Below are 13,153 nucleotides of genomic sequence, written 5' to 3'. Positions count from 1 at the left end.
GCGCTCCCCGGCGAGCGCCAGGGCCGTGGGGTCCCGGTCGAGGGCGACGAGCCGCGCCTCGGGGAAGCGGGTGAGCAGCGCCTCGCTGTGGCCCCTCCAGCGTTCCTGACCGCCTAATCCTTAGCGGCCTGGGTCACCAATGTTGCCCAAGATGCGAAGTCTTGGGCAACACGTCGGGCTTTCTCCGGGTTCTCCTCGAGAGCCTTCTTCACGAGGTTTCGGGTGACGTGCCGTTTCGCGAGAGCCACGGCGTTCTCCAGCTGCCCGAGGGAGCTCGGGGTGGTGGGCGCCTGGTCCGTGCGGTTGAGCACTTCGCCCTGGATGGCCTTCTTCGGCTTGCCGTACCCGAGCGTCTCTACCGCCGTCTTGAGCGTCGCAGCAGTGGGCTGGCCGTTCTTTTTCTCCGATTTCGACCAGGCTTCTGTGACGGCTTCCAGCCCGTTGTGCCGGAGAACGGGTGCGAGGACCTGGACGTGGCCGGTGTTGGCATTCGCTCCCTCCGGGAGCGCCGTCTGCACCTTGGCCGTGGCGACGAGGAGGTAGCCGTGGGTGGACGAGTAACCCCAGCGGCGCTCCACGTAGTCTACGAAGTTCTTGTACTCCGGGCTCCACAGGTCGTCGTCGTGGATGAGCGCGAGGGCGGGGCCCGCCTCACGGTTGAAGCGCTCCCGCGCCTGCCTAACGGTGAGTTCAGCGTTGTCCTGCGCCTTACCGATGATCTCTTCTAGGACCGCCAGGCGTTCGGCCGCCGTCCCTTCGCGAGCGGCGCGTGGGAGCGGCACGAGGCCGGTCGGCGTATCCGCTGGGTCGGCACGGTCAGCCGCCTTCGCGAGGCCGGCCCTGCCCGCTCCGGCAGGGGATGCCGCCGCTGCGGCCTTCTGGAGCAGCTTGGATGCCATCAGGCGCCTTTCTGTACGAGTGCGTGATCCAGGAGCTGTCCGTACCACCCTCGGAGCCTCTTGGCCTCGCGGCCAGGAGCGGCAGTGATCGGCGCGCAGGCCAGTCGGCACTCCTCGCGCACGGAGTAGCTGACGATCCCGGAGTAGTGGCCTTCGTCGGCGTCCAGGTCATCGAGCACCATGTCGCCAAAGGTCTCGACGATGCGCTCGTTGACGAAGTGGTTGACGGCACGCATGTCGTTCTTCTTGGGAAGGATGCTGCGTACCAGTCCGGCGATCTCCAGGTCCTCGTTCATCCCGCTGCCTGGCGCACTGACGAACCGGATGGTGCGCAGCGCCTGCTCGGCTCCGAGCTGGCCGTCCGTGGTCAGGGTTGCCGGGATGAACACCTTCTTGGCGGCGATGAGTGCGCAGGTGGCGAGCTTGCCGCCAGCCCTTGGGGGGACGTCCATGACGGCCAGGTCGATCTCACCGTTCAGGCCCTCCAGGGCTCGGCGAAGTCGAGTCTCGAACATGGTGGCGTCGGTTTCACGGCGACCGAGAGGGCGCTCCGAGGGGAGCACCCAGACGTTGGACGGCCATGACGCCCCAGCGCGGCTGATCGCGTCGTGGATGAGTTCGGCGGGGTCTCCCGGCAGGGTGTCGGCCTCCGGGTCGATGTAGAGGAGGTCGTTGATCGTGAAGCGTGGTTCCTTCACGCCGAGCTCTTCGGTGAGCGTGGCTCGGGGATCGAGGTCGACGGCGAGCACGTTGAGCCCGCGTTCGGCGGCTTCCGCCACCATGCCCGCAGAGTTGCTCGTCTTGCCGACGCCTCCCTTCTCCGAGTAGTTCGCGACCCTCTGCACGCCAACCTCCACCTGTACGATCAGTTCCGCGCTGGATCTTCGCCGCATAGACACCATTTCGGCAAATCGCCGCAGGTTGGGACGTCGTGCTGGCTTAAGCGCACGGGAGGAGCGTAGCGCCCCCAGATTCCCAAATTTGGGAAACACCGGCGCCACCACCTTGAGACCATGAGGGATTTGCCCAGAAACAGAAAAAGGCCCGGTTCCCGCGATGTGCGGGAACCGGGCCTTGGATCAGTTCTGCGTGCCGGTCATGGCCTGGGCGTAGGCAGTGGCCTGCTCAGCCTTGGCGGGGTCGAGGGCGGCCAGGTCCCGCAGCAGCCCGGCGACGGTGAGGGCGTTGCGCTCGGGGAGGACGACGGTGCCGTCCGGCGCACGGACGACGCCAGCGGCGGGGTTGGCGGGGACGGGGGCCGCGGTAACCCGGCGACCCTGAGCAAAGGTGATGTCGGCAAAGTCAGCCCCTTGGATGACGGGGCCGGATATGCGGGCGCCGGGGGCGATGTGGTTGTGGACGGTGGCCATGGAGTCCTCCTGGTGGGTGGTGCGGGGAGCGTACAGATCAGGTGTGCGAGCTGGCGGGGGAACGGTTCGGATGTGGCGGGTGCTACTCGGGCTGACTGATAACGCGGTCGTTGCTCTCGTCCCAGGCGGTGCAGTGGTTCGTGGTGCGGCCGTCGTCCCACTGGACGGTGATGGACCACCAGCGTTCGTCGTCGCCGCGGTCGATGGCGACGACCCGGTAGTCCTGGCCCCAGTAGCCGCAGCGGTAGCGGCCTCCGATCTGCTGGGGGCCGAGGCAGCGGGAGACGTACTCCTCGCGCGTGGGGGATTCGTCGATCTCGCCGATGAGGCCGAGGGCTTCATCGAGCTCGTAGTCGTACGACATAGGGCAGGGTCCTCTCAGCGGTTGTGGTTAACGTCGAGGTTTTTGATGCGCTCGATGCGGGCGCGGCCGGTCACCGGGTGCTCGCCTTCGTGGTGGCGATCAGCGCGGCGAGGCTCTCCCAGCCGTGGTGCCAGGCGCTGTCGAGGTGGAAGGCGCCGTTCATGCCGAAGTCGGCCTGGCGGTAGAAGCCCTCCTTGCCGGTCTGGGTGGCGAGCTTCTCCAGGACGCCCTTGCCCGGCACCCGGCGATCCGCGGCGTAGTGGGTTCCGAGGGACAGAGCGAGCGCGGCCGCAGCCGCGCCGGGGTGAACCCGGATGCCCAGCGCACGGGCGCCCAGCCCGGCGAGAATCGCCTGGGTAGCGGTGTAGGTGAGGCAGTGGTGCAGGCACGCCTTGCGGCCGTCGGCCGTGCCGTGGGCCGTCTTCTCCTTGGTGCGCGGGTCCTCGTAGGTGACCGGTACCTCGTCGGAGGCCCCCTTCACCCGGGCGCAGAAGTCCGACTGGATCCACATATCGCCGATCGCGCTGGCGGCGCGGGTCAGTCCGAGTAAGGCGGCGAAGACGGCGGGACGCTGCATGATGGAGTCTCCTGATCTCGAAGCGGGTGACGGAGGCAGGGCGGTCGGCCCTTTGCCGATGCGCGGCGGAAGTGCTGTCGCCCCGGCCGGTGTGGCCGGAGCGATGAGTCTGCGGTTCAGAAGGGCGGTTCGTCGGGCCAGGGGTCACGGACCGGTAGGAGCCGGAGCCTGTGTGTCGGGCGGTCCCAGCACCAGCAGATCTCGCCGCCCGGGTACGGGCCCTCGGACCACCAGCCGCCCTCGCCTTTGCAGTCGGGACAGCCCGGTCGGGGCCTGGGGGAGAGCCGGATCTCGTGACACGAGACGGCCAGTTCCCAGCAGCCAGCCTCGAGCGCGGCGGCGGCCGTGAGGACGGCCGGGACAGCGGAGGCCAGCAGCAGAGCGGTTCGGGCACGCACCGGTCAGCTCCGTGACGGGTGCGGCAGGACCAGGAAGCGAATGCCCGTACCGCTGGAGCAGGGCTCTGCGGTGAGGAAGTCCGGTTCGTCGCGCACCAGCTGGAGCATCGTTCGCTTGATGAAGTCGGCCGGGCGCCGGAGGTCGACACGGTCCTGGTGGAAGTCGCTCAGATTCACGGTGCGCGGCTGGTCGCTGTAGGTGCGCTTGCTCCACAGCCGGGAGCGCACGATCTTGGCAGCCTGGTCGCCGTCAGGCGCCGCCGGCACACCCCGGGGCACCGCCCGGCATCCGGCCGCGTGCGCGTTGACGGCCAGAGCGGCGTCCTGCTCGGACATCGGGGTGCGCGCGGCGGTCTCCGCTGCGCGGAAGGTGCAGCCGAGGCACGCGGCGGCGTAGAAGGAGGTGCCGCGTTCGCCACTCACGGTGTAGACGAGGACGGTGGCGCCTTCCAGGGCCCGGTAGCGCTGGGCGACGATCGTGCCTTCCGGGGTACAGGTTTCCGGGTCCGGCTCGGCGGGGCGGTGGGTGGGCAGGCTGAGTGCCATGGATGTCTTCTCCTTGGTCTAAGCGAGGCGGTCGGTGTGGGTCACGTGAACCCCCTCATCAGGGGCGAGGTCAGTGGGCAGGGGCCTGCAGGGGCACTTCCGCGATGGGGGTCCAGGTGATGTGCCGGCGATCGTGCCGCTGGGCGACCAGGCTCAGACGGTCGGCGCGCAGGGTGACGGGCTCGCCTCTGTGATCGGACAGGGCGGCCTTCAGAACGCGCCGGTCCGGGCGGTCAGGGCCGTCGGTGACGTACGCGAGCGAGAGGTGCGGGTAGTAGATGGCCGGGATCAGGGGGAAGCGGCCGCCGGTGATCTCTGCGTCAGCGCGGGCGGTCAGCTCCCACAACTGGCGGGCGGGCTCACCGGGGCGCGCGGCGCATTCCACGGCCACCGTGCCGACGGTCGGCCGGTCGAAGACAAGGTTGAACGGGGAGATGATCTGGCACTCCTTGGAGACCCGCTCGACGATCGCGTCGATCTCCTCGTCCCGGTAGTCGTCGACGGGGCCGGCGTGCAGGAGGGTGCAGTGCACCCACGGTGCCGGAACCGGCGCGAGCCCGGGGCGGTGGGATATCGCGCGGTACAGCTCCACCAATGCCTCGCGGACGACTTCCTGGTCGAACAGCAAGTGCCAGTGCAGGTCGGCCCGGCCCGCCGGCCAGGGATTTCTGCGCGACTCGACGCCGGCGAAGAAGCTCTCCATGAACGGACCGGTCACCGCAGGACCCCCGCGGCCGCGGTGAGCTCGGAGGCCAGCCGGACGGTGCTGAAGCCCTCGTGGCGCAGCTGGTCGCGGGTGGGGAGCTGCGCGTGGAGGTCGTGCAGTACGTGGGTCGGTACCACGCGGTTGCGGGCGGCGTTCTGCGCTTCGACGACGACCAGCGGTATGTCGAAGAGGACTGCCACGGTGGGGCGTTCCCAGTAGCGGGCGCGGGCGAGGAGGCCGGCGCGAACGTGGAGGTAGATGTTGGTGCTGTCGACCACGGTGGTGAGGTTCCGGGAGAGGCGGGCGTCCAAGAGCAGGTTCTGGATCTGGGCTGCGACCGGTGTGGCCGACTGGTCGGCTTCGTCGTCGGTGGCGAGCTTGCGGTAGGCGTCCAGGCAGACGCGCCAGCTGGCCGGATAGTGGGAGGCCAAGCTGGACTTACCGCACCCAGGCGGGCCGACGAGAACGCACAGGGTGCCGGGTTCGAGGTTCAGCGGGTCCATCGGTTCCCTTCATGAACATGGGGCGGCCCCGGCCGGGAAGGGCCAGGACCGCGGTGGTTGTGTGCTCTGCTCAGCGGTTGATGTGGAGGTTTTTGATGCGCACCCCGGTGCCGCCGGGGGACAGCAGGCGGCCGCCGGTGCCGCCCTGGCCGTGGATGAACACCGGGGCCGGCTCGGGCTGCTGCTCGGTACCAGCCTTCGCCGCGGTGGCGGTGCGCAGGCGGATGACGATCCAGCCGACGACGGCAGCGATGAGCACGACGAACGGGGTGAGGGTGGAGAGCGCGGTCATGGCGGTCGAGACCTCCGTCACGGCGGGGGCGGCGATGCGCAGCGCGAGGGAGATGGCCAGCGCCGTTCCGGAGAGGGCGACGGCGGCCAGGCACACTCCCTTTGCCCACCCGGGCACCGGCTGGACGGCGCCGGCCTGGTGGGCGGGGGCGGGTTCGAGGCGGGGGGCGACTTCGTGGGCCCACATCACCCGGCCGTCCGGCATGGTGATCTCCACGGCCGCCGGGACGCGCACGCCGTAGAGCTCGACTTCGCCGCGCGGTGCGGGGACGGGGTAGGCGTTCTGGTGCGGGGTGCTGACGTAGGGGACGGGGTCGGCCATGATGGGTGGGCTCCTTGTAGCGAGCACTGCGGGGACCGGCGTCCTGTGACGGGAGGCCGGTCCCCGCGGCGTGTTCAGAGGGCAGTCAGAGGCGGATGGCCCCGAGCGCGTGGGCGAGGGCCTGGGCGCTCTGGTTGATGGCGGGGGCGAGCCCGGTGGAGGCGAGGAAGAAGCCCAGCAGGATGCAGACGATGGCGCTGCCGCCGCGTATGTACCCGAAGCGCATAAGCATGATCACGATGACGAGCAGGATGAAGACGGCGCTGACGCTGACGGCCACGGAAACGGTCTCCTTCGTGGTGGTTGCCGGGAGCGGGACCAGCGGCTCGGCCAGCCGGTCCCGGGTGAGCGTGGGTTAGGGCAGGCGGTAGACGGACCTGCCGAGGTTGATCAGAGCGCCCTCGGTGGCCAGCGTGCTGACTTCGTTGTTCACGCTGCGGGTGGCGGGGCCGCCCTCGATGCCGCAGCCGACGGCCGCACGGATGTCCTTGAGGGCCAGGCCCTCGGGCTTGTCGGCCAGGGCGGCGAGGATGCGCTGGCGGATCGTGGGGGCCTTCGCCGCGGCGGCGTACGGGGACGGGGCTTCGGCGTCGGGGGTCTTGTCGCGCGCGGCCTCCAGGACGTCCACGATGTGTTCCAGTTCCTTGGTCAGGCCGGGCAGGCCCGTGGCGACGTCGAGCGGCGCTGACGGGGTGTCCGCAGGCTGCGGCGTCTCGGGCACCGGCGCGGTGGTGTTCCGGCGGGCGTAGGTGGCGCCGGCCGCGCGGGCTTCGCCGGGGGTGAGGGTCGGCATCGGGCAGCTGTCCATCAGTTCTTCGAGCTGCGGGTAGCGGCCGGCGACCTTCTTGAGGACGAAGGTCCTGAAAAGCGTCGCCTTGCCCTCGGTGATCAGCCAGCCCATGCCGGGGGTCGGCACGCCCTCGGTGGCTGCGGTGCCCTCGAACAGTTCCTTCGCTCCCGCTCCCTGGTAGATCCGTTCCGGGATGGGGGAGATGTGCGCGCCCGCTGGGGCGATGCCGTCCAGGCCCATGCCCTGGGTGGAGGAGGAGGCGGTGCGCAGCATGACGACGTGGCCCTCCTTGCCCTTCTCGCGGATCTCGTGGTTGTCGCCGAGCTCCTTGAGGTGGAGGGACTGGACGGACAGGTCGACGCCGATGCCGACCTTCTGGCCGGTCTTCTGCAGGTCACCGATCATCCAGGCGGCTTCCCGTCGGATGTCCTGGTCCAGGGAGGAGAGCAGGCGGTTGATCTCGTCGCCGGTCCACTGGATCACGCGCCACTGGCCGTGGAAGTCGAAGTCGCCGCGGCCGGAGCTGTGGTTCTCGCGGTAGACCTTGACGGCGTGCAGGGCGCGCAGCTGCTTCATCGTCTCGACGGGGCCTTTGGCGAAGTAGTCGATGCGGCCTTCCATCTCCGGCATCGACATGCCGCCCTGGACGTCGGCCATCCAGGAGATGACGCCGGAGATGCGCTGGGCGGCGCCGAGCAGGCGCATCAGGCCGGACTTGCCCGCGCCGGTGGTGCCGGCGGCGATGCCGTGCTGGGCGCGGCCGGTGTCGAAGTTGAACAGCTGGATGCGGGCCACACTGCCGTCGTGGGCGACGCCGATACTGATCCGGCCGCGTTCGTCCATCCTCAGGTCCTCGCGCGTGGGGGCGCGGACCTCGAGCAGCGGGTTGGCGCGGTAGATGTAGACGACCGCTTCGCGCGGGCCCGCGCCCTCCATGACCAGGCGGGAGGTGTCGTCGATCTCCAGCGCGCTGCAGAGCTTGGCGTGGTTGACGCTGAGCGTCTGGCCGCGGGCGGAGGAGATCCACAGCCGGATCTGGTCCTCACCGATGTCGTGCTGGACGAGGTCGACGCCGGGGGCGGCGCCGCCGGTGATGTCGACGTGCTCGGCCCACATGCGTTCCAGCGCCTGCCCGGGGGTCTCCTCGATCGCCGCGTGGAGCTGGGCGTGGTGGCGGGCTTCGGCGAGGCGGGGGGCGACCTGGACGGCGAGGCGGCCGGGGCCGTATCCGGGGAGTTCCCTGGTGTCGACGGCATCTTCGGGGACGTCGAAGACTGCTGCGATGGCCCGCTTGTTCAGGGCGGGCGGCATGGCGTGGCCGGCGGGGGCCAGGATGACGGCCTCGAAGTCGGGCTCGCCCGCCTGGTACTGGCGGATGCCGTGCAGTTCGGTCTCGCCGGTGACCTGGGCCCGGGCCCACAGCACCCGTACGTGGTCCTGGAAGGTGACCGGCTCGGGCTCCCCGACGGGCTGCGGCTCCTGGAGGACGGGCAGCTTCTCCGCGGCCTGGCGCAGCCCCTTGGAGCGGGTGAAGGGGGCCATCGGCACCATGACGGCCGTCCAGGCCGCCGCGCCGAGCATCGGCCAGCCGTTGGGGTAGTGGAAGACGGGGGCGAGCAGGCTGGCGGTGTAGGTGGCGGACCAGCCCAGCACCGGCAGCGTCCGCATCGCGGCGGTCAGCTGGCCGGTCCAGTCGTCGCCCTCCATGCGCCGCCACAGCCGCCATCCGGCGACGGCGCCGGTGACGATGGCCGCGCCGTGGGCCCACCAGGGCAGTTCCAGGGTCGGTCCGATCGCGGCCCAGGTGCCGGCCGCGCCGTAGACCAGTCGTTCCGCCCGGGCGAGGCGGCGTGCGGTCTTGCGTGTCAGCCCCCGCTCCTCGGCGACGGGCTCGGCCTTCACGATCTCGGTCGTCATGTCCCCTCCGGGGCAAAAAGAGGGGAGGGGACCCGGCCGTGCACCGGGCCCCCTCCTGGGGCTGCGTGTCCGCTCCGCGATCAGAGGCGGGCGGGGTGTTCGGTTGGCACCTGCGATGCGTGGGCGGCCCTGCTTGTTAGGCGAAGCGGTGGGCGGCAGCGGCCACGAAGCGATCGGCGGCCTTGATGGCGTCCTCCCGGAGCGCGGCGAGCTCTTCCAGGTTCGCGGCGTTACGGATCGCGTAGGACGCCTGGGCGGCCTCTTCCGCGGCCGGGGCGAGCGAGGGGGCGAGGACCGCGACCAGGACTTTGGGTGCTTCGATGGCCGAGCGGGTGTGGTGCGACTCGGCGCGGGCCTCGGTGAGGCGGTCCAGGTCGGCTCCGGTGAGCCGCAGTTCCTCGCGGACGGTCATCGCGCGGCGGTGGCTGGCGATGGCCGACGCGAAGTCGGTCACCGCCGTCAGCTCCTGGTCGCGGCGGTGGTCGATGCGGGCGTCGTCGCGGGCGGTACGCGCGACGCGGTGCTGGAGGAGCCCGGCGACGACGGCGCCGAGCAGGGTACCGAGCACGGCGATAACGGTGCTTAACATGAATCTCCCTCAGTCCCCCGAAGTGCAGGTACGGGTAGCGGTTCTCCCACGGCTTCCTACTTGACTTCGTTGAAGCCGGGCTTGGGCTGCTTGAAGCGCGAGGACTGCGACACCTCGTGGATGCCGCCGTACTCGCCCTGGTGGGCGTCGTTGAAGCCCTGCGCGTCGGTCTGCATGACGTCGGCCGCGTTCGCCAGGTCGCCGGAGGCGTCGGCCACCTTCCGCAAGGCGGCGGAGCCTTCCAGGATGAGCGCGGTGTGCTGCGGGTCGACCTCGGCCGCGTCACACATCTCCGACATGTGGCTGGCCTTGTCGGCGTTGCTGTTCATCCGCCGCTGCAGGGCCCACACCTTCTCCTTCAGCAGCAGGGCCTGCGTGGTCAGGGCGGTGACGCGGGCGCCGAGGGCGAGGAAGCCCAGCCCTTCGCCGTCGGCGGGGATCGCCGGGAGCGCCCCGCCGTGGGGAACGATGTCGCCGGACACAATCGGCCTCCTAGTGCTCGTTGTGGATGCGCGCGGACGGGGTGCGCAGGCCCGCGTCGGCGGTGGCCTGGGTGTACGGGCGGTAGGCGTCGTCCATCTCGGTCTTGGCCACTTCGCAGGTCTCGGCGCCGTTGAGGGATTCGGTCTGCATCTCCTCGGCCTTGCGGGAGAGCAGTTCCATCGACTCGGCGAGCTTGTGCATCGCGCGGCCGGTGACGGTGCCGATGATGTTGTGCTTGGCGGCCAGGACGGCCGCCAGCTCGTCGAGCGCGTACCGGATCTCCTTCGCCTCGCCCGCGAGAACGACGCACTCGTCGTGCGTGGCGAACGCCTGGGAGACCACCGTGTCCAGGAAGTCGATGACGTCGTCGAGCGTGACTTCGGTGGCGTGCTCGGCGCTCATCCCGGCCTGCATGGGGGTGGTGACAGCGGGCGCGGTGCCCACGGATGCCTCCTTCGCGATCGGGGTGCTGGTGTTGCCGGTGCCGACGGGAAGTGCCCGGGCCCCGGTGGTCACGGCGGCGGGCTCCCAGCGGCGGGCCCGGGAGCCGGGGACGTGCAGGCTCTCCACCGTGATCACCGTCTGTCCGAACGGGTCGGTGGCGCGCATGGAGTCGTAGGCGCTGCGCCGCGCCCCGCCGGTCCACGCCCCGGGGCCGGTTGCTCCGGTGGTGCCTCCGGTCTGGCCTGCCTTGGCCTTGGCCCGCTGGCCCGCGCGCTGGGTCCGGTCCTTGCGGCGCTGCTTGTGCCGGGCGAACGGGCCGCCGCCGCTGGCCGGTTTGCCGCCTCCCGTGCCCCGGCCCTTGCCGCGGCCCGGAGTGGGCCCCTTGGGCCTGCCCGGCTTCTTCTTCAGATTGACCTTGGGAGGCGCGCTCCCCGGGCCCGCCCCGGGAGTCTTGGGGGTCTTGGGTTTCTTGGTCAGGTCGACCTTCGGAGCCGCCGTCCCGCCCGCGCCCGGACCGGGCTTCTTCGCCTTCTTCTTCGTCAGGTCGACCTTGGGAGCGGTGCTGCCCGCGCCCGGGCCAGGGGCCTTGGGCTTCTTGGTGAGGTCGACTTTCGGGGCCGGGCCGGAGCCCGGCTTCGGCTTCTTCGTCAGGTCGACCTTGGCCACCGCCGGCTTCGCGCCGTCCTTGCCCTTGCTGTCCTTCTTCTTGCGCTTGACCTTGCTCAGCACGGGCGGGTCGAGGTGCTTGCGGCGCTTCTTCAGCCGCCGCCGCATCTCCTTGACCGTGGCCTCGCCGAGCGTGACGCGGCCGGCGTCGGCGGCCTTCTTCTCGTTCCGCTTGCCGTTCCGCTTTGCTTCTTTCGCCGCGCGGCGGGCCTCCTGAGCGGCCTGTTTGCGCTGGCGGGACGCGCCCCGTACCTGCGCCCGTTCTTCGAGGCCGGCGGCGTGCCGGGCGCCGCGCCTCTGCTGGCGGGCGGCCTGGGCGGCCGCACGCCGCTCGTTGCGGCCCCTGGCCCGCTCCAGGGACGGTCTGTGCTTCCCGCCCTGCGAGCGGCCGTTCGAAGGCGCCACGATGCCCTTCCCCGGGCTCTTCGGGGCCGTCCGCCCCGCCGCCCCGGAGCCCTTCGACGCGGCGCCGCGGCCACCGCCGCCGGTGCTGGGGGAGGTCGTCCTGCCCGAGGGGGCTTTCGTGGCGCCGGGTGCGGTCCTCTGCTTCGGGCCGCCGCTGCCCGCGCCGGTCGAGCCGTGCTTCGCCGGACGGCCCGCGCCGCCAGAGCCGCGACCACCGCCACCACTGCCGCTGCTGCGTCCACCGCCGCCCGTGAGCGAACCGCGGCCGCCGCCCAGGGCCTTGCGGCCGTAGTCGTGGCTGGAGGGCAGGGCCTTGGCGCGCCGCTGGGCGGCCTTGTCGTGCAGGCCCTGCATGGCCAGGCCGTGCTTGGCGGCCGCCGTCTCGCCGGCGAGCTGGTTCTTGAGGCGGGCTTCGCGCAGCGGCGCCGTCTCCGCCTCCTTCTCCAAGCGGCGCTGCCGCCGGTCCTGCAGGGCGGTGGCGGTGCCCCGCAGGGCGGCCAGCGCGACGGCCAGGGCGGCCGCGAGGCCGAGCGTCCCGAGGCCGGGACCATCGGCCTCCTCCTCGCCGTCCTCGTCGTCGGGGTCCAGGCCCTCCGTACGGAGCGTGACGGCCGGGGCGGCAGCGCCGGGAGCGGGCGGGAGGGAGGGCGTGAGGGCGGTCAGGGAGTCGGCCACCGAGCGCCGGCGGCGGGGCGCCGGAGGTGCGGCCGCCCCGTCGCCGTCCGGCTCGGTGTCGTCCGGGGGCGGCGGCGGGGCGGTGGGCGGCGCCGGGGGAGGCGCGCCCGGGAGCGGGGGGAGCCCCGGTGAGGCGCCTCCGCGGGGGCGGAACGAGACGACGGTTCCGCCGCCGTCCGCGCTCCGGTTGTCGTCAGCCACGGGCTTCTCCAGAGGGTTGACAGGGAGTGACCAGGTGAGGGATCCTCGCGCGCCCGCGCGCCCATGCGCCCGCGCGCCCGCCTTGACCCCCGGACCCGGTCCGCCCCAGGGTGATGATGATGGTGATGACCGCTACGTGCCGTGACGGCTGGTCTGGCGCTCCACCCAGTTCTCCAGGGTCCGCGCGAGGTCGCGCCAGGCTTCCGGATCGCCCGCCTCAGCCCGGTCCTTGCAGATCGTGCGGACCCGGTCGTACCAGGCTTCCGCCAGGCCCGCGTCGCCGCGCTGCTCCATCTGACGGCGCTGGCGGTCCTGCCAGTGCGCGTTGCGCCGGGCGGCCCGCGCTTCGCCGGCCGTGGGCATCTGGGACACCGTCAGGCCCCCTTGCGGTCGAAGAGGTCGTTCACGCCGCGGACCACCCGGGCACCGGCCGCGGGGTCGGATGCGTGCGCTCCGGTTTCACCGTCCGTGACCTCGCCCTCCGGCGGGCGGGGCGCCATCGACGCGGCCGTCTTGTGCAGCGACTTCGCTGCCAGCGCGCTCACCGACGTGCGGCGGCTGGCCTTCTTCTGCTCCCGGTCGGCCTTCTTCTGCGCGCGCTCGCCGGGCAGGGCCTGCACCACGCGCACGTGGTCGGCGTAGGCCAGGCGCAGCGACTCCATCGCCTGCGCGGCGTCCCGCGACGCCTTCACCAGGGCCCTCCAGTGCTTTTCGACCTTGCGGGCCCGCAGGCGGGCGGCGAAGCGGTGGTCGCCGTCGATGTGCTGCGAACGCAGGGCGATTTGGAAGACGACGTACCCGGCCTCGTAGCCGGAGACGTCGTTGTTGTGCTCGCGCTGGCGGTCCAGCGTGAAGGTGGTCAGGTGGTCCAGGTTGAGCAGCGGCCGGAACTCCGCGGGGACACGGTTCAAGGTCTCCTCGGCGACGTGCTCGATCTCGGTCACGGTGGTGATCTCCTCTCGAGGAAGGGGCCCGCCGTCGTGCGGGGGCAGAAGGCGGGCCCGGCC

16 protein-coding genes and 1 pseudogene are annotated in these 13,153 nt (G+C 71.4%); all 17 read right to left on the bottom strand.

Features of this window, described 5'->3' with window-relative positions; all coding sequences use genetic code 11:
* Positions 1-93: pseudogene (locus AB0G59_RS27975) on the bottom strand (16S rRNA (cytosine(1402)-N(4))-methyltransferase); the annotation flags it as partial.
* A gap of 20 nt (positions 94-113) precedes the next feature.
* Complete coding sequence (locus AB0G59_RS27970; protein WP_360917194.1) at positions 114-899, bottom strand: hypothetical protein; 786 nt, start codon at positions 897-899, stop codon at positions 114-116.
* Positions 899-1,744: a ParA family protein gene (locus AB0G59_RS27965; protein ID WP_360917191.1), complete on the bottom strand. Its 846-nt coding sequence runs from the start codon at positions 1,742-1,744 to the stop codon at positions 899-901. The genes AB0G59_RS27970 and AB0G59_RS27965 overlap by 1 nt, the downstream gene beginning before the upstream one ends.
* A gap of 234 nt (positions 1,745-1,978) precedes the next feature.
* Positions 1,979-2,269, bottom strand: a complete 291-nt coding sequence (locus tag AB0G59_RS27960; RefSeq protein WP_360917188.1) for a hypothetical protein — start codon at positions 2,267-2,269, stop codon at positions 1,979-1,981.
* Between the two features lie 82 nt (positions 2,270-2,351).
* Complete coding sequence (locus AB0G59_RS27955; RefSeq protein ID WP_360917185.1) at positions 2,352-2,633, bottom strand: hypothetical protein; 282 nt, start codon at positions 2,631-2,633, stop codon at positions 2,352-2,354.
* 70 nt (positions 2,634-2,703) lie between these two features.
* Positions 2,704-3,210, bottom strand: coding sequence for a hypothetical protein (locus AB0G59_RS27950; protein WP_360917183.1), 507 nt, complete (start codon positions 3,208-3,210; stop codon positions 2,704-2,706).
* 401 nt (positions 3,211-3,611) lie between these two features.
* Positions 3,612-4,154, bottom strand: a complete 543-nt coding sequence (locus AB0G59_RS27945; protein WP_360917180.1) for a hypothetical protein — start codon at positions 4,152-4,154, stop codon at positions 3,612-3,614.
* A gap of 70 nt (positions 4,155-4,224) precedes the next feature.
* Positions 4,225-4,872: a 2'-5' RNA ligase family protein gene (locus AB0G59_RS27940; RefSeq protein WP_360917177.1), complete on the bottom strand. Its 648-nt coding sequence runs from the start codon at positions 4,870-4,872 to the stop codon at positions 4,225-4,227.
* On the bottom strand, positions 4,869-5,363 hold the full coding sequence (locus tag AB0G59_RS27935) for an ATP-binding protein (protein ID WP_360917174.1): 495 nt from the start codon (positions 5,361-5,363) through the stop codon (positions 4,869-4,871). Before AB0G59_RS27935 ends, AB0G59_RS27940 begins: the two co-directional genes overlap by 4 nt.
* A 70-nt stretch (positions 5,364-5,433) precedes the next feature.
* Positions 5,434-5,976, bottom strand: a complete 543-nt coding sequence (locus AB0G59_RS27930; RefSeq protein ID WP_360917171.1) for a hypothetical protein — start codon at positions 5,974-5,976, stop codon at positions 5,434-5,436.
* Positions 5,977-6,061: 85 nt separating this feature from the next.
* On the bottom strand, positions 6,062-6,256 hold the full coding sequence (locus AB0G59_RS27925; RefSeq protein WP_360917168.1) for a hypothetical protein: 195 nt from the start codon (positions 6,254-6,256) through the stop codon (positions 6,062-6,064).
* A 75-nt stretch (positions 6,257-6,331) separates the two neighbouring features.
* Positions 6,332-8,683 (bottom strand): hypothetical protein, encoded by a 2,352-nt coding sequence (locus tag AB0G59_RS27920; protein WP_360917165.1) that lies wholly within the window; start codon positions 8,681-8,683, stop codon positions 6,332-6,334.
* A gap of 136 nt (positions 8,684-8,819) precedes the next feature.
* A complete protein-coding gene (locus tag AB0G59_RS27915; protein WP_360917162.1) occupies positions 8,820-9,272 on the bottom strand; it encodes a protein kilB in 453 nt (150 codons plus the stop codon).
* Positions 9,273-9,328: 56 nt separating this feature from the next.
* Complete coding sequence (locus AB0G59_RS27910) at positions 9,329-9,754, bottom strand: conjugal transfer protein TraB (RefSeq protein WP_360917159.1); 426 nt, start codon at positions 9,752-9,754, stop codon at positions 9,329-9,331.
* Positions 9,755-9,764: 10 nt separating this feature from the next.
* A complete protein-coding gene (locus tag AB0G59_RS27905; protein WP_360917157.1) occupies positions 9,765-12,146 on the bottom strand; it encodes a hypothetical protein in 2,382 nt (793 codons plus the stop codon).
* Positions 12,147-12,278: 132 nt separating this feature from the next.
* Complete coding sequence (locus AB0G59_RS27900; protein ID WP_360917154.1) at positions 12,279-12,518, bottom strand: hypothetical protein; 240 nt, start codon at positions 12,516-12,518, stop codon at positions 12,279-12,281.
* Between the two features lie 2 nt (positions 12,519-12,520).
* Positions 12,521-13,090, bottom strand: a complete 570-nt coding sequence (locus AB0G59_RS27895; protein WP_360917151.1) for a hypothetical protein — start codon at positions 13,088-13,090, stop codon at positions 12,521-12,523.
* Between the last annotated feature and the right edge of the window lie 63 nt (positions 13,091-13,153).

It is taken from the genome of Streptomyces sp. NPDC021096 (assembly GCF_040641275.1).
Lineage (GTDB): Bacteria > Actinomycetota > Actinomycetes > Streptomycetales > Streptomycetaceae > Streptomyces.
Note: the sequence above shows the minus strand (reverse complement) of the source record. Positions and strands in the feature narration are given on the sequence as shown.